Here is a 23,268-nt window from a genome sequence, read left to right on the forward strand (position 1 = left end):
GGTGATCGATCGGAGAGCCGTCATGCCGTTGCTCGACCCGAAGACCTGGCAGGCGCGCGCCCTGTCCGGCGCGCAGTACGAAGTCACCGAGCCCGCCACCGGCGACGCGCTGGGCGTGGTCACCCTGGCCGCTCCGGCGGACGTCTCCCCGGCCGCCGCGGCCGCCCGCGCCGCGCACCGCGACTGGGCCCGCGCCCCGCACTTCGTCAGGGCCCAGGTCCTGCGCAGGGCAGGCGACCTGTTCACGGAGCACGCCGACGAACTGCGCGACTGGATCGTCCGTGAGTCCGGCTCCATACCCGGCAAGGCGGACTTCGAGCTGCACGTCGCCGCCCAGGAGTGCTACGAGGCCGCCGCCCTCGCCTCCCGCCCGGCCGGCCAGGTGCTGCCCAGCGAGGCGCCCAGGCTGTCGTACACCCGCCGGATCCCGGTCGGTGCCGTCGGGGTGATCTCACCGTTCAACGCGCCGCTGATCCTGTCCATCCGCTCGGTCGCGCCCGCCCTCGCCCTCGGCAACGGCGTCGTCCTCAAACCCGATCCGCGTACCGCCGTATGCGGTGGGCTCGCGCTCGCCGCGGTGTTCGCGGAGGCCGGACTGCCCCAGGGGCTGCTGCACGTGCTGCCCGGCGGGGCGGACACCGGCGCGGCGCTGGTCGAGGACCCGCTGGTGCCGGTCATCTCCTTCACCGGCTCCACGGCGGCCGGCCGCGCGGTCGGCGAGGCCGCGGGCCGCCGTCTCAAGCGCGCCCATCTCGAACTCGGCGGCAACTCCGCCCTGATCGTCCTGGCGGACGCCGACCTCGACGCGGTGATCTCCACGGCCGCCTGGGGATCCTTCTTCCACCAGGGCCAGATCTGCATGACCACCGGACGGCACCTGGTCCACGCCTCGCTCGCCGACGAGTACGCCGAGCGCCTGGCCGCGAAGGCCGACTCGCTCGCCGTCGGCGACCCGTACCGCGAACAGGTCCACCTCGGACCGGTCATCGACGCCGGCCAACTCGCCAAGATCCACGGCCTGGTGGAGTCGAGCACCGCCCAGGGCGCCCGGCTCGCCGCCGGCGGCACCCATGAGAACCTCTTCTACCGGCCGACGGTCCTGACCGGCGTCGACGACCGCACACCCGCCTACGCCGAGGAGGTCTTCGGACCGGTGGCGCCCGTCCGGTCCTTCGCCGACCTCGACGAGGCCGCCGCGCTCGCGGCCGACAGCCCCTACGGCCTCTCCCTCGGCATCGTCACCCGGGACGCGGCGCGCGGCCTGGACCTCGCCGAACGCATCCCGACCGGCATCGTCCACATCAACGACCAGACCGTGAACGACGAGGCCGTGGCCCCCTTCGGCGGAGTCGCCGCCTCCGGCACCGGCGCCCGGTTCGGCGGCGACTCCAACCTGGAGGCGTTCACGGACGTGCGCTGGACGACGGTGCGCGGGGACGTGGCGCCGTACCCCTTCTGACCGGGACCGACCGGACCCCTGCCTCCGAACGGGACTACTGCGCGTCGTCCTGCTGTGCGGCGATGCTCTTGCGGACCTCGTCCATGTCCAGCTTGCGGGCCTGGCCGATGACGTCCGTCAGGGCGGCCTCCGGCAGGGCGCCGGGCTGGGCGAAGACGGCGACCTGGTCACGGACGATCATCAGGGTCGGGATCGACTGGATGCCGAAGGCCTGGGCCAGCTCCGGCTGCGCCTCGGTGTCCACCTTGCCGAACACCAGGTCGGGGTTGTCCTGGGCGGCCTTCTCGTAGACCGGGGCGAACATCCGGCACGGGCCGCACCAGGACGCCCAGAAGTCGATCAGGACGAACTCGTTCTCCGTGACCGTCTGGTCGAAGTTCTCCTTGGTGAGCTCCACGGTGCTGCTCATGCGTGCTTCCCTCTTCCTGACGTGGGGGGCGCCCCGGGGCGGGGCGAACCGTCCGCACAACATGCCCGGCCGGACAGGTATTCCGCCCCTACCCGTGTGGCCCGGGCGCACTCCACCAGCAAGACTGACCCCATGACGGAAACGGAATCCATCGCTTACGACGTCGTGGTGCTCGGGGCCGGGCCCGTGGGGGAGAACGTCGCCGACCGCACCCGTGCGGCCGGCCTCTCCACCGCGGTCGTGGAGAGCGAACTCGTCGGCGGCGAATGCTCGTACTGGGCCTGTATGCCCAGCAAAGCCCTGCTGCGGCCGGTCATCGCCCAGGCGGACGCCCGCCGCCTGCCCGGCCTCGCCCAGGCGGTCCAGGGTCCTCTCGACACCCCGGCGGTGCTCGCCCGCCGCGACTACTTCGCCTCGAACTGGAAGGACGACGGCCAGGTCGCCTGGCTGGACGGCATCAGCGCCGACCTCTACCGCGGCCACGGCCGCCTCGCCGGGCCCCGCACGGTCACCGTGACCAGCTCCGACGGCACCCTCACCACCCTCACCGCCCGGCACGCGGTGGCCGTCGCCACCGGCACCCGTGCCCAACTGCCCGACCTGCCAGGCCTCGCCGAGGTGAAGCCCTGGACCAGCCGCGAGGCCACCAGCGCCCAGGAGGCGCCCGGCAGGCTGATCGTCGTCGGCGGCGGTGTCGTCGCCACCGAGATGGCGACCGCCTGGCAGGCCCTCGGCTCCCGGGTCACCGTTCTGGTCCGCGGCAAGGGGCTGCTCAACCGCATGGAGCCGTTCGCCGGCGAACTCGTCGCCGACGCGCTCAAGGAGGCCGGCGTCGACGTCCGCACCGGTACGTCCGTGCGGTCGGTGACCCGCGAGAACGGCACGGTCGTGGCCGTGACCGACAGCGGCGACCGCATCGAGGCCGACGAGATCCTCTTCGCCACGGGGCGCGTTCCGCACACCGACGACATCGGCCTCGACACGGTCGGTCTGGAGCCGGGCTCCTGGCTGCCGGTGGACGACACCCTGCTGGTCGAGGGCACCGACTGGCTCTACGCCGTCGGGGACGTCAACCACCGGGCGCTCCTCACCCACCAGGGCAAGTACCAGGCCCGGATCGCGGGCGCGGCGATCGCGGCACGCGTCGCGGACACGCCGCTCCTGGACATGCCGTGGGGCGCGCACGCGGCCACCGCCGACCGTCACGCCGTACCGCAGGTCGTCTTCACCGATCCGGAGGCGGCGGCCGTCGGGCTCTCCTTCGCGGAGGCGGAGCAGGCCGGCCACCGGGTGCGGGCGGTCGACGTCGAGTTCTCCTCCGTCGCCGGGGCGGGACTGTACGCCGACGGGTTCAAGGGGCGCGCCCGGATGGTCGTCGACCTGGAGGCGGAGATCCTGCGCGGGGTCACGTTCGTGGGGCCGGGGGTGGGTGAGCTGATCCACTCGGCGACGATCGCGGTCGCGGGGGAGGTGCCGATCAGCCGGTTGTGGCACGCGGTGCCGTCATATCCGACGTTGAGCGAGGTGTGGCTGCGGCTGCTGGAGGCGTACCGGGGGTAGCGCCGAGGGGGCACGGGGTGCGTGGGTTGTCCGCGGGCCGGTGGGGGCTTGTCGCGCCCACGAGGCGGTAGCCGCATGTCGGTACAGCCCCGCGCCCCTTTGAGGCGCTACGGCAGGTCGAAGCCCAGCGCCTGTGCCGCCGTCGTCGGGGTCGGCTGGGCCCAGCGCCCCGCCATCGCCTCGTTCGACGACAGTGAGCGCAGCTCTGCCCGGTCCAGGTACAGCGTGCCGTCGAGGTGGTCGGTCTCGTGCTGGACGATGCGGGCCGGCCACCCCGTGAACACCTCGTCCAGCGGGTGGCCGTGCTCGTCCGCGCCGGTCAGCCGCACGCTCGCGTGCCGGGCCACCACCGCCTGCCAGCCCGGCACGCTCAGGCAGCCCTCGAAGAAGGCCGCGCGGGCGGTGCCGACGGGCTCGTAGACCGGGTTGACCAGCACCCTGAACGGCTGCGGGACCCGGCCCCTGGCCACCGCGACCTCCTCCGGTACCGGTGCCGGGTCCTCGATCACGGCGATGCGGAGCGGGACGCCGACCTGGGGAGCGGCCAGGCCCACGCCCGGGGCCGCGTGCATGGTGAGGCGCAGCGCCTCGACGAACCGGGCCAGCAGGGCCGGGGCCAGCTGGCCGTCGTACCGCTCGGTTCCGCGTCGCAGGACCGGGTCGCCGGCCGCGACGACGGGCAACGGCCCGCCGGGGGCGAGGAGTTCCTCGATCCGCTCGGCAAGGGGTGCGCGATCGCTGGGAAATGCCATCGGGCCAGCATGCCACGGCAGGGCGTGTGACGCAGGTCACTTCAGGTGCGGGGAACTCGGCCCGATCATGCTCCGACTACCGGACCGACCGACCCCCGCACCAGTCCCCGGAGAAGCCCACGATGCCCATCGCCCCCTCGCGAGCCAAGGACGAGGTCCCGCCCCCCACCGTCCCGGCCGCGTCCCCGAGCCGCTGGGCCCCGCTGCGCCCCCTCGTCCTCCGTCTGCACTTCTACGCCGGCGTCCTGGTCGCCCCCTTCCTGCTCGTCGCCGCCACCACCGGCCTGCTCTACGCCTGCTCCTTCCAGGCCGAGAAGCTGGTGTACGCCCATGAACTGACCGTTCCGGTGGGCGGGACCGAGCTGCCGGTCTCCGAGCAGGTCGCCGCCGCCCGCGAGGCCCACCCCGAGGGCACGGTCTCCGCGATACGGCCGTCGCCCGAGGCGGGCGCGACCACCAGGGTGCTGCTGTCGGGGGTGAAAGGGGTGAACCCGGACCACACCCTCGCGGTCTTCGTCGACCCGTACACGGGCAAGGTGCGCGGCGCGCTCGAACAGTACGGCGCGACGGGCGCGCTGCCGCTGCGCACCTGGATCGACGAGCTCCACCGCGACCTCCACCTCGGCGACACCGGGCGGCTCTACAGCGAGTTCGCGGCGAGCTGGCTGTGGGTAATCGCGGGCGGCGGCCTGGTGCTGTGGTTCTCCCGGCGGCGGGCGCTGCGCAAGGTGCGCGGCACCAGCGGGCGGCGGCGCACGCTGGGGCTGCACGGCACCGTCGGCGTCTGGGCCGCCGCCGGTTTCGTCTTCCTCTCGGCGACCGGCCTGACCTGGTCCGCCCACGCCGGTGCCCACATCGACGAACTGCGCACCTCCCTCGGCCAGGCCACCCCGGCGGTCTCCGCGGCCGCGAGCGGCGGCGAACACGCGGGACACGGTGCGGCGGCCGGAACCGGCGGCGCCGCCGGGCACGGTGTCGGACTGGACAAGGTGCTCGCCGCCGCCCGCGCCGAGGGGCTGGGCGACCCCGTCGAGATCGTCCCGCCCGCCGATGCGGACAGCGCCTACGTGGTCAGGCAGGTCCAGCGCAGCTGGCCCGAGAAGCAGGACTCCGTCGCCGTGCACCCGGGCACCGGCGAGGTGACCGACGTGCTGCGCTTCGCCGACTATCCGGTGCTCGCCAAACTCACCCGCTGGGGCATCGACCTGCACACCGGCATCCTCTTCGGCCTGGTCAACCAGCTCGCCCTGGCCCTGCTCGCCCTCTGCCTGATCCTGCTGATCCTGTGGGGCTACCGCATGTGGTGGCAGCGCGGCCGCGGCTCCGCCTTCGGCCGCCCGGTCCCGCGCGGCGCCTGGGCCGAGGTCCCGCCTTACCTTCTCGTCCCGGCGCTGGGGCTGATCGCGGTCCTCGGCTGTTTCGTGCCGCTGCTCGGGATCCCGCTGGCCGCCTTCTTCGCCGTGGACATCGTGCTCGGCGAGATCGCGCACCGCCGTGGGCGGCGATCGTACGGGAGGGGCGCCGGCGTGAAGTAGCGTGGTCGGACACGCCGCTCGCCGTGGCGGCGAGTGAGCCCGGGGGGCGCTCGGCACCGACTGGGGCGCCTCGGGGGCGAACCGCCAGGAGAGGGGAGACGGGACGATGGCGCGGGCCCGGCGGGCGCAGGGGGAGCTGGAGGGCCAGGTGCTGGGCGCGCTGCGCGAGGCCGGCGGTCCCGTCACCGCCGCCTGGGTGCAGGAGCGGCTCGGCGGCGACCTCGCCTACACCACCGTCGTGACCATCCTGACCCGGCTGCTCGCCAAGGACGTCGTCGCCCGCGAGCGGCGGGGGCGCTCCTTCCTGTGGACCCCCACCGCCGACGTGGCCCGGCTCGCCGCCCTGCGGATGCGCCGGCTCCTCGACGGCGAACGGGACCGTGCGGCGGTGCTCGCCAGCTTCGTCACCGACCTGCCGCCCGGTGACGAGCGGGTGCTGCGGGCCCTGCTGGAGGCCGCCGGACCGGGCCGGGTGAACACTCGGAACGCCGCGCCCAGCGACGACGGCGGTACGGAAGACTGACCTGTCATGGGGGTCTTCGTCTTCCTGCCGTTGGTCCTGCCGCTGACCGCGTGGCCCGTCGCCCGGCTGGCCGAGGGGCGGCTGCACCCGCGCGCCGCCACCCGGCTGCTCACCGCGATAGCCGTGGTCATGGCCGGGTGCAGCACGCTGTGCCTGGTCCTGCTGATGGTGGTCGGCACCGCCCAACTGCCCGGCAACCCCCTCCCGGACGGCTGGTCCGACCCGGAGGTGGGGGCCGCCGTCCCGCACGACGAGATCGCCGGCCGCGCCGCCATCCCCGCCCTCGCGGCGGTCGCGGCATTGTGCGGCCGCGCCCTCCACCGGCACCGCCGCGTCATCCGGCTGGCCCGCCGGGCACTCACCGGACTGCCCGGCCGTGCGGTCTGCGTGCTGCCCGACAGCACCCCCTACGCCTACGCGCTCCCCGACCGGATCGTCGTCAGCACCGCCCTGCTCGACGGCCTCGCCCCAGGTGAACGCCGGGCGCTGTTCGCCCACGAACGCGCCCATCTCGCCGCCCGGCACCACCGGCACCTGCTCGCCGTGCACCTGGCGGCCCGCGCCAACCCCTTCCTGCGGCCGCTGCGCACCGCCGTCCGCTACACGGCCGAACGCTGGGCGGACGAGGAGGCGGCCGGCACGGTGGCGGACCGGCCGACGGTCGCGCATGCCATCGGCAAGGCGGCGCTGCTGTCTCGCGGCACCCCGGCGCCCACCCTGGCCCATCTCGCCGCCACCGGCCCGGTGCCGCGCCGGGTCGCCGCGCTGCTCGGTCCCGCCCCGGTGGCCCGCGGCTGGCCCGCCGCCTTCACCACGGCCGGCCTCGCGGTCTGGGGTGCCGCCGCGGGCACCCTCGTATCGGCGATGTCCTCGGCGAACTCGGCGGTCACCCTGTTCCTGATCCTGCGCGCGGCCGCGCCGCTGTGACGTCGTCCGGCCGCACGACGCCGAAGGGGCCCCGGCACTGCCAGGGGCCCCTCCTCGTCACTCCTGCGGGAAGTCGCCGGCCAGCGCCGAGGCGATCCGCAGATGCGGCGCCGCCTCTTCGTGCCGGCCCTGCCGCTGGAGCGTACGGCCCAGCATCAGCCGGGCGTAGTGCTCCACCGGGTCACGCGCGACGATCTCGCGCAACTCGGCCTCCGCGCGGCGCAGTTGGGCCGAGTGGTAGTAGGCGCGCGCCAGCAGCAGCCGGGGTCCGGTCTGCTCCGGCACCTCCTCGACCAGCCCGGCGAGCACCCGCGCGGCGCCCGCGTAGTCCCTGGCGTCGAAGAACAGCTGGGCCCGGGTCCAGCGCTCGGCGGCGGTTCCCTGGTCGTAGTACGTCGTGTCGTACGTGGTGTCCACTCGTGACCTCCTTCGGCGCTGACAACAGGCAGAGTTACTTGAAAATTCCACCAACCTGCCGTCGTCCTGGCCGCCGCCCCTCGGCGCCGGGAGCCTGCCCCGGCGGTGGCCGGGACGGGCCGGACGTTCACCGGGGGCCGGGCCGGTGCTCGGTGATCCAGCGGGCGGCGAGGAGCCCGGAGACGGCGGTGAGGACGGCGGCGGCGATGACGGTGGCGTTCAGGCCGAGGGCGTCGGCGAGGACGCCGGCGACGAGCGCGCCGACGGCGTAGCCGACGTCCCGCCAGAACCGGTACGTCCCCAGGGCGTTGGCCCGCCACGCGGGGTGGGCGTGGTCGGAGACGGAGGCGATCAGGGCCGGGTAGACCATGGCGGTGCCCAGGCCGAGCGCGACGGCGGACAGGATCCCCGCGAGCAGCGGGCGTCCGAGCAGGGCGAGGGCGAGGACGAAGCCGCCCGCCTGGACGAACATTCCGTAGACGATGAGGGGTCTGCGGCCGATGCGGTCGGCGAGGTGGCCGGTGGGGATCTGCCCGAGGCCCCACAGGACGGGATAGAGGCCCTTGACCAGTCCGACGGCGGCCAGACCGAGGCCGTGATCGGTGAACAGCAGGGGGAAGACGCCCCAGGTGAGGCCGTCGTTGAGGTTGTTGACCAGCCCGGCCTGGCTGGCGCCGCGCAGGGAGCGGTGATGCCAGGAGGTGCGTGTGAACGCCGCCTTCAGGCCGGTGTCCTCGTTGGTGGGCAGGGGCTCGGTGTGGTGGGCGAGTTCGAGCGCGACGTGGCCGGCGGTGTCGCGGACGGCCAGGGCCAGCGCGAGGCCCGCGACGACGAAGACGACGCCGATGAGCTCGGGGACCGGGCGCAGCCCGTGGCTGGTGGCGAGGTAGCCGGTGAGCAGTGCGGTGACGCCGACGGAGGTGTAGCCGGCGGCCTCGTTCAGACCGGTGGCCAGCCCGCGACGGGCGGGGCCCACGAGGTCGATCTTCATGTTGACGGTCATCGACCAGGTCAGGCCCTGGTTCAGGCCGAGCAGCACGTTGGCGGCGACGATCCATCCCCAGGACGGTGCCCAGGCGAGGGCGAAGGGGACAGGGATGCCGATCAGCCATCCGGCCACCAGCAGCTGCTTGCGGCGAAAGCGGGCCGTGAGGGCTCCGGCGGCGAGGTTGGTCAGTGCCTTGGTGACGCCGAAGGCGATGATGAACGAGAAGACGGCCAGGTCGCTGGTCAGGCCGAACGTCCGCGAGCCGATGAGCGGGACGGTGGTGCGTTCCAGGCCGACCAGGCCGCCGACGCAGCTGCTGACGATGACCAGCAGCGTGAACTGCAGCCGGTTCTCCCGCAGTCCGAGGCGCACGGGCCGGCCGTGTGCGTCGGTCGGTGTGGTGGCTGCGGTGGCAGCGGTGGTGGTGTTCACGGGTTCATGTCCGCTGCGCCCTGGATGAGCTTCTGGCTGTGGGTGGCAAGGGCACGGACCTGTTCGGCGGAGTGCCCGGTCGGCAGCGGGCCGCCGGTGGAGGCGCGGTTGCGCGGCCCGCTGCCGGCCGGCGGTATCGGATGATCGTCGGCGAAGCCCATCGTGCTGTCCTTCCTCGGGGCGCCGGCTGGAGGGGCGTCACCGCCGGGCATCAGATACAGTAATCCATAGATATTTGGAGGAAGCGATGCGGGAGGCCACCCCAGGCGGCACCAAGGCCGCCCTCTACGACGCGTTCGCGGCCAGCGGCAAGGCGCTGGCCAGCGGAAAGCGCCTTGAGCTGCTCGATCTGCTGGCCCAGGGCGAGCGCACCGTGGACGCTCTGGCCAAGGCCGCCGGGCTGAACCTGACCACCGCCTCGGCGCACCTGCAGACCCTCAAACAGGCCGGTTTCGTCGCCACCCGCCGCGAAGGCGTCCGCGTCCACTACCGGCTCGCCGGAGACGACGTCGCCCAGCTCTTCGCCCTGCTGCGCAAGGTCGCCGACCGTCATCAGGCCGCCGTCCCCGCCGCTCGCGACGCCTACCTCGGCGAGGACGGCGCCGCAGAGGTCACCCACCAGGAGCTGTTGGCCCGGGTCCAGGCCGGCGACGTGGTCGTGCTCGATGTACGGCCGCTGGAGGAGTACCTCGCCGGCCACGTCCCCGGGGCCGTCTGCATCCCGGTCGCCGAACTGGCCGACCGCGTCGGCGAACTGCCCGGGGAGACCGAGGTCGTCGTCTACTGCCGCGGCGCGTACTGCGCGCTCGCCCACGACGCCGTACGCCTGCTCACCGGCCGCGGACGGCGGGCGGTCCGGCTCAGCGACGGCATGCTCGAGTGGCGCCTGGCCGACCTCCCCGTGCACGCCGGGGCGACGGCGTGAACGGCGTCTCCGGAAGCGTTCCCGCGCACCCGGCCCTCGCCGGCGGGCCGGTCTACCTCGACTACAACGCCACCACCCCGGTCGACCCGCGCGTCGCCGAGGCGATGCTGCCGCATCTGACGGACTTCTTCGGCAACCCCTCCAGCAGCCACCGCTACGCCGACACACCCCGCCGGGCGCTGGCCGAGGCCCGCGCCGAGGTCGCGCACCTGATCGGCGCCCGGGCCGGCGAAATCGTGTTCACCGGCTCCGGCTCCGAGGCCGACATGCTGGCGCTGCGTGGCGTCGTCCTGGCCTCCGGCCGCCCCCGTCCGCACGTGATCACGCAGGCCACGGAGCACCCGGCCGTGCTGGGCACCTGCCGTGCGCTGGAACGGCTGCACGGCGCGACGGTGACGGTCCTGCCCGTCGACCGGGACGGGCTCGTCGAGCCGGCGGCCCTGGCCGACGCGTTCACCGAGGACACGGTACTGGTGTCGGTGATGGCCGCGAACAACGAGACCGGCGCCCTGCAGCCGGTCGCCGAACTCGCCGCCCTCGCCCGCGAGCACGGGGCGCTCTTCCACTGCGACGCCGCCCAGGCCGTGGGAAAGATCCCCCTCGGCGTTCAGGGCCTGGGCGTGGACCTGCTCACGGTCGTGGGGCACAAGATGTACGCGCCGAAGGGCGCCGCGGCCCTGTACGTACGTGACGGCGTACGGCTGGAGCCGGTCGTCTACGGCGGCGGGCAGGAGCGCGGTCTGCGCGCGGGCACGGAGAACGTCGCCCTGGCCGTCGCTCTCGGCGCCGCCGCCCGGATCTCGGCCGGCGAACTGGCCACCGGCGCCCCGGACCGCATCGCGGCCCTGCGCGACGACCTCCACCAGCGGCTGACGGCTGCCCTGCCCGGTCGCGTGCACCTCAACGGTCCCGGCGGGCTGCGGCTGCCGAACACCCTGAACATCAGCGTCGACGGTGTCCTCGGACACGAACTCCTCGCCGCCGTCGGCGAGATCGCGGCCTCGACCGGATCGGCCTGCCACAGCGGCACCCACACCCCCTCGCCCGTCCTGACCGCCATGGGCCTCGACACGGCACGCGCGCTCGGCACGCTGCGGCTGTCCCTGGGCCGCTGGACCACGGCCGGCGACATCGAGACGGCGGCGGCGGCCCTCGTCCGGGCGGCCGCCGCGCAGTGACCGGGCCGGCCGGCCCGACCCAGGAGGAACCGGCGACGAGCGGGAGAGGCATGAGCCGTCCGAGGCGGCGGCAGGGGTGGCGGCTGTGACGCCGGCGCTTCTCGGCCGGCCGCCGTCTTGCCGCCCCGCCTCGGCCGGGCGGCCGCGTCAGTGCTGGCAGGCCGGGCACCAGACCGTGCGGCGGCCGGAGATGCGGCGTGCGCGCAGGCCGGTGCCGCAGCGGGGGCAGGCGGGCTCGGCGTCGTCACGGTGACCGGTGAGCCAGGTGGCGCGCGGGGGTACGCGGGCGGCGCGGCAGGACGAGGTGAGCACCCGGCGCATCGCGGTGAACACCCGGCGTGCCTCGGCCTCGTCGAGTTCCCGGCCGGGACGCCCCGGCGCCACCCTGGCCCGCCACAGGATCTCGTCGCAGAGAAGGTTCCCCAGGCCGGCGATGGCGGACTGGTCCATCAGCAGACCCTTGACGGCGCCCCGCCGCCCGGCGAGCAGCGCCAGGAAGTCCTCACGGCCGATGTCGAGGGCGTCGGGACCCAGCCCGGCCAGTATGCGCTCCACCGCCTCGGGTCCGTCGGCCAGCCGTACGCCCTGGAGTTTGCGCTGGTCGCGATAGCGCAGCTGGCGCTCGCCGTCGAGGGTGAGGACGACCCGGTCGTGCCGGTCCGGCGGGTCGTCGGCCGAGGCCGCTATCAGCCGGCCGGTCATGCCGAAGTGCCACACCAGGGCCGGGCCGTCGCCGACCGGCGCCACCAGCAGTTTGCCGTGGCGGCGCGGCGTACCCAGCCGCCGGCCCTCGACCTCGCGCCGCAGCCGCCGCACACCGACGCCGCGCAGGACACCCGCGTCCCGCACGTCGACGCGCCGGACGCGGTGCCCCCGGCCGCAGGAGTCCAGCACCTCGCGAAAGCCCTCGACGTCCGGCAACTCCGGCATGGCTCCTCCCGGCGGCACTCCTGGCCGCGATCCCGTTGGTGGGTGCCAGCGGTGATCTCGGCGCGCTCCGCACACCCCGGGTAGCCGCGTTCGCCCCCGTCCAATCGTCGCGAAGAGCGGAAACGGGCCGGTCCGCCGCATGATCCGCGCCGCTCGGGGGCATGCGGTCACTATGGAAGGCGCGCCTGTGATCGTGCAGCCGCCGGGCCCCGACGGCGGCCGGCGGGTCACCATCCGCGGGGAGTACGTCGGCATCGCGTACCACCTGCTCGACATCGTCGAGTTCCTGCGTCGCGCGGGCCTGCCCGAGGCCAGTACGACGGTCGACGACCCCGAGCTGATCGAGTGGCGCGGCATCGGTCCCAGGGCCTGGACGGCCACCGGCTGACCGCGTCGGCCGGTCCGGAGGACCGGCAGGAGTTGTTCGACCCTACGAACTTTCTGCGTGACGGGTACACATCAGTCGCCTCTACTGATAGGAAACCTTCCTATCGATGACTGACCGCAACCCCCCACTGGAGTCCCTGTGCGGAACCCGAACGACACCACCACGAACCCGGTCCTGACCTCCCGCCGCACCCTGCTCGCCCTGCTCGGCGCGTCCGCCGTCGGCGCCGGAGCCGTGCTGCTGCGCCCGGCACACGCCTCCGCCGCCGCGTCCGCCGCGTCCGCCGCGAGCTGTGCGGGCCTCGACGACCCGGCGAAGAAGGAGATCGCCATGAAGCTGGTGTCGAGCGCGGAGAACTCCTCGCTCGACTGGAAGGCGCAGTACAAGTACATCGAGGACATCGGCGACGGCCGCGGCTACACCGCCGGGATCATCGGCTTCTGCTCCGGCACCGGCGACATGCTCGACCTCGTCCAGCTCTACACCGACCGCGAGCCCGGCAACGTGCTCGCCAAGTACCTCCCCGCCCTGCGGCGGGTCAACGGCACCGACTCGCACAGCGGCCTCGACCCGAACTTCCCCGCCGACTGGCGCAAGGCCGCCCAGGACACCGCCTTCCAGCAGGCCCAGAACGACGAACGCGACCGCGTGTACTTCAACCCGGCCGTCCAGCAGGGCAAGACGGACGGGCTGGGCACGCTGGGACAGTTCACCTACTACGACGCCATCGTCATGCACGGTGACGGCGACGACGCCACCAGCTTCCGCAACATACGCAAGCGCGCCCTCGGCAAGGCCAAGCCCCCGGCGCAGGGCGGCGACGAGGTGACGTACCTCAACGCCTTCCTCGACGCCCGTGTGTGGGCCATGAAGCAGGAGGAGGCCCACAGCGACACCACGAGGGTCGACACCGAGCAGCGGGTCTTCCTGAAGAAGGGCAACCTCTGCCTGAACACCCCGCTGGACTGGAAGGTGTACGGCGACAGCTACCACATCGGCTGACCCCCGGGCTGTCGTACCGCCGAGTCCCCACGCGGTACGACAGCCCAGAGGTCCACCCCCCTCGCGGCGGCCGTTACGGCTTGATGCCCACCCCGGTCCACAGGCTGACCTCCGCGTCGGTGGCGGTCGGCTCCTCGTCCGGGCGCCAGCGGTGGCCCACGGACACGCCGGGGTCGAGCAGTTCCAGCCCGTCGAAGAAGCGCACCACGTCCGCCCGCGAGCGGAACTGCACCGGGGTCCCGGCGTCGGTGTAGACGGCGGTGACCTTCTGCCAGGTGTCCGGGTCGAAGTCGGGCGTGCAGTGGCTCAGGGCGAGCGCGCTGCCCGAGGGCAGCACGTCGAGCAGCCGGCTGACGATGCCGTACGGGTCCTGCGCGTCCGTCACGAAGTGCATCAGGGCGTTGAGCGACAGTGCCACCGGCCGCCCGAGGTCCAGGACCTCCGCCAGTTCGGGGGCGTCCAGCAGCGTCTGCGGGTCGTTGACGTCCGCCTCGATGTAGGTGGTACGGCCCTGCGTCGTGCTGCGCATCAGACGCTCGGCGTACTTGAGCACCAGCGGGTCGTTGTCGGCGTACACCACCCGGGCCTCGGGGACCACGGACTGGGCCACCTGGTGCAGGTTCGGCTCGGTGGGGATGCCGGTGCCGATGTCCAGCCACTGCCTGATGCCGTGCTCGCGGGCGAGAACGCGGGTGGCCCGGTGCATGAAGGCGCGGTTCTCCCGCGCGCACACGAAGATGCCCGGGTAGACGGACGCCACGGTCTCGGCGGCGTGCGTGTCCACTTCGAAGTGGTCCTTGCCGCCCAGGTAGTAGTCGTACATGCGGGCGGAGTGCGGCCTGCTGGTGTCGATGTCCCGGGCTATGGGGGAGTTGGTCATCCTGAACCTTTCAGAGGAGGAGCGTGGGGGAGGGGTCAGCCAGTGGTGAGGTGGTCGGCGAGGCCCCGTTTGACCCCGGCGACGAACGCGGTGATCTCTTCAGGGGTGTAGATCAACGCGGGACCGGCCGGATCAGTCGACTGGCGCAGCGCGATCCGGCCGTCGGCGAGCTGCTTCGTCTGCACGCACTGACCGCCGTTGGGGCCGCTCCAGGGCGATTCCCAGCCCTGTTCCCCCAGGTCCGATGCGGGCATGCCGTTGTACACGTCGTGGACGCTGCCGTCGAAGGTGGTCACGAGTACTCCTTCGTCGAAGGTGGTCATGAGTACTCCTTGCGCATGCGGTTCAGGAGCCCCCTGCTCTGCGCGTCGGAAGTGAGCAGAGCCATGCGGTTGTGCGCCTCCAGGTGAGCGACCACGTCGGAGCGCTGGTCCAGGTACATCGCGCCGGAGAGGATCTCGGTGTAGACGACGTCCGGCAGCTCGGGCTCCGCGAACCGGAAGTAGGTGAACGGGGCGCACGCGCCCACATGGGCACCGGCGGTGAACGGGACGACGTCGACGCTGACGTGCGCGAGCTCCGAGAGCTCCAGCAGCCGTTCGATCTGCTCCCGCATCACCTCGGGCCCGCCGACCACCCGGTGCAGGACGGCCTCCTCCATCACCACCCACAGCGTCGGCGCGTCGGAGCGCTCCAGCAGGACCTGACGGCGCAGCCGCAGGTTCACCCGCCGCTCCAGGTCCTCGTCGCTGTCGTTCGGGAAACCGCCGCTGAGCACGGAGCGCGCGTACTCCGGGGTCTGCAGCAGCCCCGTGACGTAGTGCGGTTCGTATGTGCGCAGGGTGGTCGCGCCGGTCTCCAGGCTCACATAGGCGCTGAACCAGGTGGGCAGCACATCCCGGTACGTGTGCCACCAGCCGGGCTCGTTGGCGCGCTCGGCGAACGTGACGAACTCGTCACGTTCCTGCTGGTCGGCGCCGTAGGTCTCAAGCAGCTTGTCGACGTAGAGCGGCTTGAGCGTCACCTCGGCCTTCTCCAGCCGGCGAATGGTCAGGGGCGTGACCCGAAGCGCCCGTGCCGCGTCCTCCAGGGACACGCCCGCTTCCTGACGCCGCTCCTGGAGCCTGCGGCCCAGGATCATGCGGAGAACGGTGGGCGCACTGGTACCGCCCGCGTTCGAACGTCCTTCGCTCACGCCCAACCTCCTGAGGGTCTGTCACCCGGACGAGTGTGACAGGCAGTTGATGAAGCGACCATACCGATACCGGCATTCTGAAATTATCAGGGAGTCGGTTGCAGCCTGAACTCGCATGCGCGCATGATTACTTGAGCAACTCGCGGCCACCAACGCGGGCGATGACACGCTCTCCGTGCGGCCGTTGCTCCGCCGTGCCTGTTCTGCTCCGCCGCTCCGCCCGGTTCTTCGCCGCGCCCGCATTACGGAAGGCAGTCATCGTGTCCCCCCACGCGACCTCCCCCCGCGACCTGTTAGACGTAGTCGCGCCCGACCGGGCGCACTGGCTCGAGCTGCCCTCGCACCGCTCCAGCGTCAGAGTCGCCCGCCGCTCCGTGAGAACCCGGCTCGCCGAGTGGGGACTCTCCCGTGAGGTGTGCGAGGACGCGGTGCTGCTCGTGTCCGAGCTGGCCACCAACGCCGTCATCCACACGCTGAGCGTGCGGATCCTGTGCGGTATGGGACTGGTCGCCGACGGATGTCTGCGGCTCGAAGTCCATGACCACGACTACTCCGGACGCGACCTGCCCCGGCGTGAGCCCGGCCCCGACGACGAGGGCGGCCGGGGGCTGCTGCTCGTCGAGCAGCTCGCCGACTCCTGGGGCGTCGACCGGTCGAGGCTCACCAGCGGCCACGCGGTGTGGGCGATGCTCTCGGCCTGACTCCGGTGCCTTGGCGGCTTGCGAACAGGGCACCGGGGAGGCGGGGTTGCCGATTTCACGGGGGTGCGGCGCCCTGCATATGATCTTGGTCGTGACTGTGCAGAACTCTGACAAGACACCTTCTCGCAAGCAGCGACTCCAGGAGAAGCAGCGCCGTCAGCTGGCGGTGGTCGACATGGTGGACAAGGCCGAGGTCAAGGTCCGCAAGGCGGAGGCCGAACTGGCGGTGGCCGTCGCCGAAGCCGTACAGGTGTTCGGCGACGAACGCGCCGCCTCCGAGGGGCTCGACATGCCCGTGGAGGCGGTGCGCCGCTTCGTCGGCATGGCGGCGTACGAGACCGCCGCCGCGGCGGTCGGCGCCGACGACTGAGGCGCCCCGAGGATCCGCGTCCCCGCGCCGCCGGTGAGGACCCCCGCCGGCGCGGGCCGGATCCGTACACGGCCGCCGCGCCGCACGCGGTGACGAGATTCCGCCGCCCCGTTCCGCGACGCCGTCGCGTGCTCGCCCCTGGGGCTGTCGAGCCGCGAAGACCGGGTGAGCCGGCGAAGAAGGCCCTTCTCGGGCCACGTGTTCCACGCGAGCCGCGAAGGCGTCGTCCGCGTGAGCCGCGAAGGTCCGTCGGGCCGTGAGCGCCGGCTGGGCTCGCGGAGGTCGGTCGGGCCGTGGGTTCTGGTCGGGCTGTGGCTGTTGGCCGGGCTCGCGGAGGCTGGTCGGGCCGTGAGTGTCGGTCGGGCTCGTGAAGGTCCGTCGGGCCGTGAGCGTCGGTCGGCTCGCGCAGGTAGGTCGGGCTCCTGCATGTCGGTCGCCTCACGGAGGTCGGTCGGACCGTGAGCGTCGGACGGGCCGTGAGTGTCGGGCGGCTCGTGAAGGTCCCTCGGGCGTGGGTGTCGGCCGGGCTCGTGAAGGTCCGTCGGGCCGTGGGTGTCGGACGGGTCGGCGGAAGTCGGGCGGTTCGCTCGCGGTGGGGCGGTGCTCCGGTGCCGGGTCCGCGGTGCCGGCCGGGGGGCCGCCGTTCGGGTGACTTCGTGTGCTCCCCTTCGTGGCGTGAAACCAAGGGAATGCGGGCCTGACGGCTCATGACGGGCACTCGGCCAAGACCCCTGGACAAGTGGCAGGTAGTGCTCTTATCCGGACAAACTGAATCCGCCGGTTCGTGATCAGGAACATCCACGTTCTCCAGGAGATCGCATGGTGGAACAGTCCTCCGAGGTCGTGTCGGAGCCGGATGAACCCGCTGTCGCCCTGACCGGCACCGGCCCCGGTGGGCCGGAGACCGAGCGGAGACTCGCGCAGACGCTGGCCGACCTCCTCGATGCCGAGAGTGTCCCGGTCGACGCCGACTTCTTCGCCGACCTCGGCGCCAACTCCCTCGTCATGGCCCAGTTCTGCGCACGAATACGCAAGACGGCCGGTCTTCCCTCGCCGTCCATGCGGGACGTCTACCGGCACCCCACGATCCAGAGCCTGGCGGCGGCCCTCGAAGAGACCGCGCCCGCCGCTTCGGCGCACAGCCCGCAGCCGCCCGTGCCGGCGCCGCCGCCGAACACGCGTGCGAACCGGCACGGCCATCTGCTCTGCGGGACCTTCCAGCTGCTGGTCTTCCTCGCCTCCTCCCTGGTCTCCGGATACGTCACCGCAGCGGGATACGAGTGGATCGCCACCGGCAAGGGACCGGCCGACGTCTATCTGCGGTCGCTGCTCTTCGGAAGCGGCGTGTTCCTGGCGCTGTGCGCGTTCCCCGTCGCCGCGAAGTGGGTGCTCGTCGGACGCTGCCGCCCCCGCGAGTTCCCCGTCTGGGGCCCGACCTACCTGCGCTTCTGGCTCGTCAAGGTGCTGCTGCACGCGAACCCGATGGTCTTCCTCACCGGGACCCCGCTGTACGTGCTGTACCTGCGGGCCCTCGGCGCGCGCATCGGCAAGGGCGTCACGATCCTCTCCCACTCCGTCCCCGTCTGCCCCGACCTGCTGACGATCGGCGCGGGCACGGTGATCCGCAAGGACTCCTTCTTCCTCTGCTACCGGGCCCACGCCGGACACATCCAGACCGGCCGCGTCACCATCGGCGCGAACGCCTTCGTCGGCGAGAAGACCGTCCTGGACATCGACACCTCGCTGGGCCACCGAGCCCAGCTCGGCCACTCCTCCGCCCTGTACCGCGGCCAGGCGGTCCCGGACGGCGAGCACTGGCACGGCTCACCCGCGGAACCCGCCCGGACCGAATACCTCCGGGTCCCCCCGGCGAGCTGCGGCACGCTGCGCCGCGCCTGGTACGGCCTCGGCACGCTGCTCCAGCTGTTCTTCCTGTACATCCCGCTGGTCATCGGCGGCGGCTACCTGCTGTTCACCGAGGTACCGGCGATCGGCAAGCGACTCGACCCCACGACGGCCGCGCTCGGCTGGTCGCAACTGCTGCCCGACGCGCTGCTGCTCTCCCTCGTGCTGTTCTTCGGGTTCCTCGTCCTGGGGCTGGCGGCCCTGTGCATCCTGCCGCGCCTGATGGGCCTGGTGGTCAGGCCCGACAGGGTCTATCCGCTCTACGGACTCCACTACGCGCTGCACCGGACCACGGCCCGCATGACGAACGTCAAGTTCTTCGCCTGGCTCTTCGGCGACAGCTCCTACATCGTCGGTTACCTCCGCGGCATCGGCTACGACCTGTCACAGGTGGAGCAGACCGGGTCGAACTTCGGCAGCGAGGTGCAGCACGAGACACCGCTGCTGGTCACCGTCGGCAGCGGAACGATGGTGGCCGACGGCCTCTCCGTCCTCAACGCCGACTTCTCCAGCACGTCCTTCCGGCTGTCCCGGGCCACGATCGGCGCGCACAACTTCCTGGGCAACAACATCGCCTATCCGGCCGGCGGCAGGACCGGCGAGAACTGCCTGCTCGCCACCAAGGTGATGGTTCCCCTCGACGGCGAGATCCGCGAAGGCGTCGGGCTCCTCGGCTCACCGTGCTTCGAGATCCCCCGCTCGGTGGACCGCGACACCCGCTTCGACCACCTTCGGACGGGCGACACGTTCCACCGCCGGCTGGCCGCGAAGAACCGCTACAACCTCCGCTCCATGGCACTCATGCTGGGCGTGCGCTGGCTGCACACCTTCGCGCTCACCCTGTTCGGACTCGCCTCGGTGGACCTGTACGGAGTGGCCGGGCACGTGGTGATCGCCGGCTACCTGGCGCTCACCCTCGCCTTCTCCACCGCCTACTTCGTCCTGCTGGAGCGCTGCCTGGCGAGGTTCCGCGCGCTGCGCCCCCGGCTGTGCTCCATCTACGACCCGTACTTCTGGTGGCACGAACGCCTGTGGAAGGTGCCCGACCACTTCCTCGAGATCTTCAACGGGACCCCGTTCAAGAGCCTGGTCTGGCGGCTGCTGGGGGTACGCATCGGCCGCAGGGTGTTCGACGACGGCTGCTACCTGACCGAGCGGACCCTCGCCACCATCGGCGACGACTGCACCCTCAACGCCGGCAGCAAGATCCAGTGCCACTCGCAGGAGGACGGCACCTTCAAGTCCGACGTCACCACGCTCGGCCGCGGCTGCACCCTGGGCGTCGGTGCCCATGTGCACTACGGCGTGACCATGGGCGACGGTTCCGTGCTGGCGCCCGACTCCTTCCTCATGAAGGGCGAGGAACTCCCCGCCGGTGCCCGCTGGGGCGGCAACCCCGCGGTGGACATACCGGACGGCGACCGCCGGTACGCCGGCGTCGGCCGGATCACCCCAGCAGCAGCCGACGCCGCCCCGGCGACCGCGAGTTGAGGAAGGCCATTCGATGGGAACGCGCGTGGAGACGGACCGGGACTTCTGGACCCGGACACTGACCGCCGGCGGTGCCACCGCCGTGCCCCGGTGGGTCCGGGTACCGGTGCCGGGAACGGCCGGGCACGAGACACCGGTGCCGGACGACGTGGCGCGGGCGGTACGCGAACTGGCCTGGCGGCAGGGTCTGTCGGCCGGCGCGGTGCTGCTGGCCGCCCACCTCAAGGTGCTGTCCGCGCTCTGCGGTGAGCCGGAGGTGGTCACGGGCCACGCCGCCGGTGCGGGCGGCGAACCGCTGCCGTGCCGGGTGTCCGTCCCCACGGGGAGCTGGGCGGCGCTGCTGGCGGCCGCCGGGCACGCCGAGGCGGAGGTGCTGGCGCACCGGGACCACCCGGTGACCGAGCTGCGGCGCGAACTCGGCCTGACCGAGCCGCCGTTCGAGGTCGTCTGGGGCCCCCTCGGAGCCGACGGGACCCATGCCGACGAGGGCGTCCTGCACGTGCGCTGGTCCGACCGGGACGGCCGGCTGACCCTGCGCCTGCGGTACCGCACGGACGTCCTGGACAGCGAGGCGGCGGCCCGCATCGGCGGCTACCACCTGACCGCGCTGCGGCTGATGACGGCCGACCCGGACGCCGACCACGGCCGGCAGAGTCTGCTGTCCGCCGAGGAACACCGCGTGCAGCTGGAAGACCTGGCCGGGCCGCACCGCCCGCTGCCGGACGCCCGCGCTCACGAACTGTTCGAGCAGCGGGTACGGGCCCATCCGCAGGCCGTTGCCGCCGTGCACGGCACGCGGGAGTGGACGTACGACGAACTCAACCGGCGCGCCAACAGGCTGGCGCGCGCCCTGCTGGCCAGAGGCCTGGGCCGGGAGGACGTGGTCGCCGTCGTCACCGAGCGAACCCTCGACTGGCTGGCGGCGGTGCTGGCGGTGTTCAAGGCGGGCGGTGTGTACCTGCCGATCGAACCGCACTTCCCGGCCGGCCGCATCGAGGCCACCCTGTCCCGGGCCGGATGCCGGCTGGCCCTGACCGAACCCGGCAGCACCGGCACCCTGGACCGGGCGCTGGCCGCCCTGCCGGGCGTCCAGAAGCTGCCGTTCGACACGGCGTACGCCGAACCGCACGCCGACGACGACCCCGGGATCCGGGTCGATCCCGGCCAGCTCGCCTACATCTACTTCACCTCCGGCTCCACCGGCGAGCCCAAGGGGGCGATGTGCGAGCACGCGGGCATGCTCAACCACCTCCACGCCAAGATCGACGACCTGGCGATCGGCGAGGGGACCGTGGTGGCGCAGACCGCGCCGCAGTGCTTCGACATCTCCCTGTGGCAGCTAGTCGCCCCGCTCCTGGCGGGGGGACGGACCCTGCTCGTCGAGCAGGACGTGATCACGGACGTGGCCCGGTTCACCGACACCCTGGAGCGCGCCCGGGTCGGCGTGGTCCAGCTGGTGCCGTCGTACCTGGAGGTCGTCGTCTCCTGCCTGGAGCAGCACCCGCGCACCCTGCCGGACCTGCGGTGCGTGTCGGTGACCGGGGAGGCACTCAAACGGGAGCTGGTCCAGCGCTGGTTCGCGGTCCAGCCGGACGTCGGGCTGCTCAACGCCTACGGTCTGACGGAGACGTCGGACGACACCAACCACGAGCTGCTGCGGGAGGTGCCCGAGCGGGTGCTGCTCGGCCGGGCCGTCGGCAACGTCCGCGTGTACGTCGTCGACGAGCACCTGTCGCTGGTCCCGCTGGGCGCCCCCGGACTGATCGCCTTCTCCGGCGTCTGCGTGGGCCGCGGCTACGTCAACGATCCCGAGCGCACCCGCGAGGCCTACCGCACGGACCCCTACCGGCCCGGTGAGCGGCTCTACCTGGGCGGCGACTGGGGGCGCTGGCACCCCGGCGGCAAGCTGGAGTTCCTCGGCCGCCGGGACAGCCAGGTCAAGATCCGCGGCTTCCGGATCGAGATCGGCGAGATCGAGAACGGCCTGCTGCGGGTGGCCGGCGTCCGGGACTGCGCGGTGGTCGTCGCCGAGCGGTCCGGCGGCGGCAAGCAGCTCGTCGCCTTCTACTCCGGCAGCCGGCAGCGCCCCGAGGCCCTGCGCGAGGAACTCGGCGCGGTGCTGCCCGCCTACATGGTCCCCGCGGCCTTCCACTGGCAGGACAGCCTGCCGCTGACCGCCAACGGCAAGATCGACAAGAAGGCCCTGACCAGGCTGGCCGAGAGCACGCCGTACGGTGACGCACACCGCACGGCCACGGACCGGCTCACCGCGACCGAGCGGAGACTGGCCGCCGCCTGGGCCGGCCTGCTCGGGGTGCCCGAGGAAGAGATCGGCCGCACCGACCACTTCTTCGACTCCGGCGGCACCTCCCTGACCGCGGTCAAGCTCAGCCTCGCCCTCGACCGCGCGGTGTCCCTGAAGGACATCACCCGGCACCCCGTCCTCGCCGACCTGGCCGCCCTCCTCGACGGCCCGTCCCGGCAGCGCCCGGAGCTGCTGGTGACCCTGGCGGACGGGAACGGCACGGCCGGGTGCGCCCTGGTCTGCTTCCCGTACGCGGGCGGCAACGCGGTCAACTACCAGCCGATGGCGAGCGCCCTGGCCGGCAGCGGCCTCACGGTCCTCGCCGTGGACCCGCCCGGCCACAACCTGGCCGCGCCCCCCGAGCCGTTCGCGCCCGTCGAGGAGGTGGCCGAACGGGTCGCCGCCGAGATCACGGCACGCGGACTGACCCGGGTCATGCTGTGGGGCCACTCCTCGGGAGCCGCCCCGGCCGTCGAGACGGCGCGCCGGCTCCAGCGGCGCGGCACAGACGTGGAGCGGCTCTTCCTCGGCGCCCAACTGCTCGGCACCGCCGCCGAACGGCACGCCGGCGTCACCGAACTGACGCACCTGGGCGACGCCGAGATCGCGGCGCGCCTGGCCGCGGACGGCGCTCACCCCGAACTCGCCGAACTGAACCCGCGGCACGCCGCGCACATCGCCGCCGCCTACCGGCACGACTGCGCCGAGGCCCACCGCTACTTCGGCGCGGCCCTCGAAGCCCCGCCGCCCGCCAAGCTGTCCGCCCCCCTCGCGGTGGTCGTCGCCGCCGACGACCCGCACACCGCCGGCCACGCCCGGCACCACCGGGACTGGCTGCTCCTGGCCGACCGCGTCGAACTGCTCGAACTCGCGGACGGCGGCCACCACTTCCTGCGGACCCGCCCGGCCGAGGCCGCGCAGGCCGTCCTGACCACCGTCCTCCCCCTCGCCTCCCGCTGACCCGTCACACCAGGCGGTCGACCGAAAGGAACCCGA

Annotated in this window: 22 protein-coding genes; 13 read left to right on the forward strand and 9 right to left on the reverse strand. The window is 72.8% G+C overall.

Annotated elements, in window-relative coordinates; all coding sequences use genetic code 11:
- The first annotated feature begins 22 nt into the window (after positions 1-22).
- Entirely contained in the window at positions 23-1,459 is a 1,437-nt protein-coding gene (locus LQ326_RS03810) for a benzaldehyde dehydrogenase (RefSeq protein ID WP_234532410.1), read from the forward strand.
- A gap of 34 nt (positions 1,460-1,493) precedes the next feature.
- On the opposite strand, the gene trxA is transcribed toward LQ326_RS03810, so the two are convergent.
- Positions 1,494-1,868 carry a thioredoxin gene (gene trxA / locus LQ326_RS03815; protein WP_234532412.1) on the reverse strand — a complete coding sequence of 125 codons (375 nt, stop codon included), beginning with the start codon at positions 1,866-1,868 and terminating at the stop codon, positions 1,494-1,496.
- A 132-nt stretch (positions 1,869-2,000) separates the two neighbouring features.
- Here trxA and LQ326_RS03820 point away from each other — a divergent pair, with 132 nt between their 5' ends.
- A complete protein-coding gene (locus LQ326_RS03820) occupies positions 2,001-3,428 on the forward strand; it encodes a dihydrolipoyl dehydrogenase family protein (protein WP_234532415.1) in 1,428 nt (475 codons plus the stop codon).
- A 107-nt stretch (positions 3,429-3,535) separates the two neighbouring features.
- On the opposite strand, the gene LQ326_RS03825 is transcribed toward LQ326_RS03820, so the two are convergent.
- Complete coding sequence (locus tag LQ326_RS03825; RefSeq protein WP_234532417.1) at positions 3,536-4,180, reverse strand: peptide deformylase; 645 nt, start codon at positions 4,178-4,180, stop codon at positions 3,536-3,538.
- A 122-nt stretch (positions 4,181-4,302) separates the two neighbouring features.
- On the opposite strand from LQ326_RS03825, the gene LQ326_RS03830 reads away from it, so the two are divergent.
- The 3 genes from LQ326_RS03830 (at position 4,303) to LQ326_RS03840 (ending at position 7,165) form a co-directional block, all read left to right on the forward strand.
- Positions 4,303-5,715, forward strand: coding sequence for a PepSY-associated TM helix domain-containing protein (locus LQ326_RS03830; protein ID WP_234532419.1), 1,413 nt, complete (start codon positions 4,303-4,305; stop codon positions 5,713-5,715).
- Positions 5,716-5,821: 106 nt separating this feature from the next.
- Positions 5,822-6,238, forward strand: coding sequence for a BlaI/MecI/CopY family transcriptional regulator (locus LQ326_RS03835; RefSeq protein WP_234532420.1), 417 nt, complete (start codon positions 5,822-5,824; stop codon positions 6,236-6,238).
- Between the two features lie 6 nt (positions 6,239-6,244).
- Complete coding sequence (locus tag LQ326_RS03840; protein WP_234532422.1) at positions 6,245-7,165, forward strand: M56 family metallopeptidase; 921 nt, start codon at positions 6,245-6,247, stop codon at positions 7,163-7,165.
- 57 nt (positions 7,166-7,222) lie between these two features.
- Here LQ326_RS03840 and LQ326_RS03845 read toward each other — a convergent pair whose 3' ends face one another.
- The 3 genes from LQ326_RS03845 to LQ326_RS03855 form a co-directional block, all read right to left on the reverse strand.
- A complete protein-coding gene (locus LQ326_RS03845; RefSeq protein WP_234532424.1) occupies positions 7,223-7,582 on the reverse strand; it encodes a tetratricopeptide repeat protein in 360 nt (119 codons plus the stop codon).
- A 127-nt stretch (positions 7,583-7,709) separates the two neighbouring features.
- Positions 7,710-9,002, reverse strand: coding sequence for an MFS transporter (locus tag LQ326_RS03850; RefSeq protein WP_234532435.1), 1,293 nt, complete (start codon positions 9,000-9,002; stop codon positions 7,710-7,712).
- Positions 8,999-9,163, reverse strand: a complete 165-nt coding sequence (locus LQ326_RS03855) for a hypothetical protein (RefSeq protein WP_234532437.1) — start codon at positions 9,161-9,163, stop codon at positions 8,999-9,001. Before LQ326_RS03855 ends, LQ326_RS03850 begins: the two co-directional genes overlap by 4 nt.
- Before the next feature lie 86 nt (positions 9,164-9,249).
- Here LQ326_RS03855 and LQ326_RS03860 point away from each other — a divergent pair, with 86 nt between their 5' ends.
- Both LQ326_RS03860 and LQ326_RS03865 read left to right on the forward strand, forming a co-directional pair.
- Positions 9,250-9,927: an ArsR/SmtB family transcription factor gene (locus LQ326_RS03860; protein WP_234532448.1), complete on the forward strand. Its 678-nt coding sequence runs from the start codon at positions 9,250-9,252 to the stop codon at positions 9,925-9,927.
- Positions 9,924-11,105: a cysteine desulfurase family protein gene (locus tag LQ326_RS03865; protein WP_234532450.1), complete on the forward strand. Its 1,182-nt coding sequence runs from the start codon at positions 9,924-9,926 to the stop codon at positions 11,103-11,105. Before LQ326_RS03860 ends, LQ326_RS03865 begins: the two co-directional genes overlap by 4 nt.
- A gap of 147 nt (positions 11,106-11,252) precedes the next feature.
- Here the strand turns inward: LQ326_RS03865 and LQ326_RS03870 are convergent, their stop codons facing one another.
- Complete coding sequence (locus tag LQ326_RS03870; protein WP_234532452.1) at positions 11,253-12,035, reverse strand: Fpg/Nei family DNA glycosylase; 783 nt, start codon at positions 12,033-12,035, stop codon at positions 11,253-11,255.
- A 172-nt stretch (positions 12,036-12,207) separates the two neighbouring features.
- On the opposite strand from LQ326_RS03870, the gene LQ326_RS03875 reads away from it, so the two are divergent.
- Entirely contained in the window at positions 12,208-12,423 is a 216-nt protein-coding gene (locus tag LQ326_RS03875; RefSeq protein WP_093508481.1) for a hypothetical protein, read from the forward strand.
- Positions 12,424-12,561: 138 nt separating this feature from the next.
- Entirely contained in the window at positions 12,562-13,425 is an 864-nt protein-coding gene (locus tag LQ326_RS03880; RefSeq protein WP_234532454.1) for a chitosanase, read from the forward strand.
- Positions 13,426-13,498: 73 nt separating this feature from the next.
- Here LQ326_RS03880 and LQ326_RS03885 read toward each other — a convergent pair whose 3' ends face one another.
- Genes LQ326_RS03885 through LQ326_RS03895 form a run of 3 tightly spaced genes read right to left on the reverse strand, consistent with a single transcriptional unit; the run spans position 13,499 to position 15,500 of the window.
- Positions 13,499-14,305, reverse strand: a complete 807-nt coding sequence (locus LQ326_RS03885) for an SAM-dependent methyltransferase (RefSeq protein ID WP_234532455.1) — start codon at positions 14,303-14,305, stop codon at positions 13,499-13,501.
- 35 nt (positions 14,306-14,340) lie between these two features.
- Entirely contained in the window at positions 14,341-14,628 is a 288-nt protein-coding gene (locus LQ326_RS03890) for a DUF397 domain-containing protein (RefSeq protein WP_234532457.1), read from the reverse strand.
- A complete protein-coding gene (locus LQ326_RS03895; RefSeq protein WP_234532459.1) occupies positions 14,625-15,500 on the reverse strand; it encodes a Sco1979 family transcriptional regulator in 876 nt (291 codons plus the stop codon). Before LQ326_RS03895 ends, LQ326_RS03890 begins: the two co-directional genes overlap by 4 nt.
- A 260-nt stretch (positions 15,501-15,760) precedes the next feature.
- On the opposite strand from LQ326_RS03895, the gene LQ326_RS03900 reads away from it, so the two are divergent.
- The 4 genes from LQ326_RS03900 (at position 15,761) to LQ326_RS03915 (ending at position 23,232) form a co-directional block, all read left to right on the forward strand.
- Positions 15,761-16,201: an ATP-binding protein gene (locus LQ326_RS03900; protein ID WP_234532461.1), complete on the forward strand. Its 441-nt coding sequence runs from the start codon at positions 15,761-15,763 to the stop codon at positions 16,199-16,201.
- Between the two features lie 91 nt (positions 16,202-16,292).
- Positions 16,293-16,571 (forward strand): hypothetical protein, encoded by a 279-nt coding sequence (locus LQ326_RS03905; RefSeq protein ID WP_234532463.1) that lies wholly within the window; start codon positions 16,293-16,295, stop codon positions 16,569-16,571.
- A gap of 819 nt (positions 16,572-17,390) precedes the next feature.
- Complete coding sequence (locus LQ326_RS03910; RefSeq protein WP_234532465.1) at positions 17,391-19,967, forward strand: Pls/PosA family non-ribosomal peptide synthetase; 2,577 nt, start codon at positions 17,391-17,393, stop codon at positions 19,965-19,967.
- Positions 19,968-19,980: 13 nt separating this feature from the next.
- Complete coding sequence (locus LQ326_RS03915) at positions 19,981-23,232, forward strand: non-ribosomal peptide synthetase (protein WP_234532467.1); 3,252 nt, start codon at positions 19,981-19,983, stop codon at positions 23,230-23,232.
- Positions 23,233-23,268: the final 36 nt, after the last annotated feature.

It is taken from the genome of Streptomyces shenzhenensis (genome assembly GCF_021462265.1).
In the GTDB taxonomy this organism is placed as follows: domain Bacteria; phylum Actinomycetota; class Actinomycetes; order Streptomycetales; family Streptomycetaceae; genus Streptomyces; species Streptomyces shenzhenensis.

Excerpts from the sequence above, each read along its gene's own strand:
- LQ326_RS03810 (WP_234532410.1), top strand. The coding sequence starts at position 23 with ATGCCGTTGCTCGACCCGAAGACCTGGCAGGCGCGCGCCCTGTCCGGC.
- LQ326_RS03870 (WP_234532452.1), bottom strand. The coding sequence starts at position 12,035 with ATGCCGGAGTTGCCGGACGTCGAGGGCTTTCGCGAGGTGCTGGACTCC.
- LQ326_RS03840 (WP_234532422.1), top strand. The coding sequence starts at position 6,245 with ATGGGGGTCTTCGTCTTCCTGCCGTTGGTCCTGCCGCTGACCGCGTGG.
- LQ326_RS03835 (WP_234532420.1), top strand. The coding sequence starts at position 5,822 with ATGGCGCGGGCCCGGCGGGCGCAGGGGGAGCTGGAGGGCCAGGTGCTG.
- LQ326_RS03860 (WP_234532448.1), top strand. The coding sequence starts at position 9,250 with ATGCGGGAGGCCACCCCAGGCGGCACCAAGGCCGCCCTCTACGACGCG.
- LQ326_RS03855 (WP_234532437.1), bottom strand. The coding sequence starts at position 9,163 with ATGGGCTTCGCCGACGATCATCCGATACCGCCGGCCGGCAGCGGGCCG.
- LQ326_RS03910 (WP_234532465.1), top strand. The coding sequence starts at position 17,391 with ATGGTGGAACAGTCCTCCGAGGTCGTGTCGGAGCCGGATGAACCCGCT.
- trxA (WP_234532412.1), bottom strand. The coding sequence starts at position 1,868 with ATGAGCAGCACCGTGGAGCTCACCAAGGAGAACTTCGACCAGACGGTC.
- LQ326_RS03890 (WP_234532457.1), bottom strand. The coding sequence starts at position 14,628 with ATGACCACCTTCGACGAAGGAGTACTCGTGACCACCTTCGACGGCAGC.
- LQ326_RS03875 (WP_093508481.1), top strand. The coding sequence starts at position 12,208 with ATGGAAGGCGCGCCTGTGATCGTGCAGCCGCCGGGCCCCGACGGCGGC.
- LQ326_RS03820 (WP_234532415.1), top strand. The coding sequence starts at position 2,001 with ATGACGGAAACGGAATCCATCGCTTACGACGTCGTGGTGCTCGGGGCC.
- LQ326_RS03830 (WP_234532419.1), top strand. The coding sequence starts at position 4,303 with ATGCCCATCGCCCCCTCGCGAGCCAAGGACGAGGTCCCGCCCCCCACC.
- LQ326_RS03885 (WP_234532455.1), bottom strand. The coding sequence starts at position 14,305 with ATGACCAACTCCCCCATAGCCCGGGACATCGACACCAGCAGGCCGCAC.
- LQ326_RS03825 (WP_234532417.1), bottom strand. The coding sequence starts at position 4,180 with ATGGCATTTCCCAGCGATCGCGCACCCCTTGCCGAGCGGATCGAGGAA.
- LQ326_RS03915 (WP_234532467.1), top strand. The coding sequence starts at position 19,981 with ATGGGAACGCGCGTGGAGACGGACCGGGACTTCTGGACCCGGACACTG.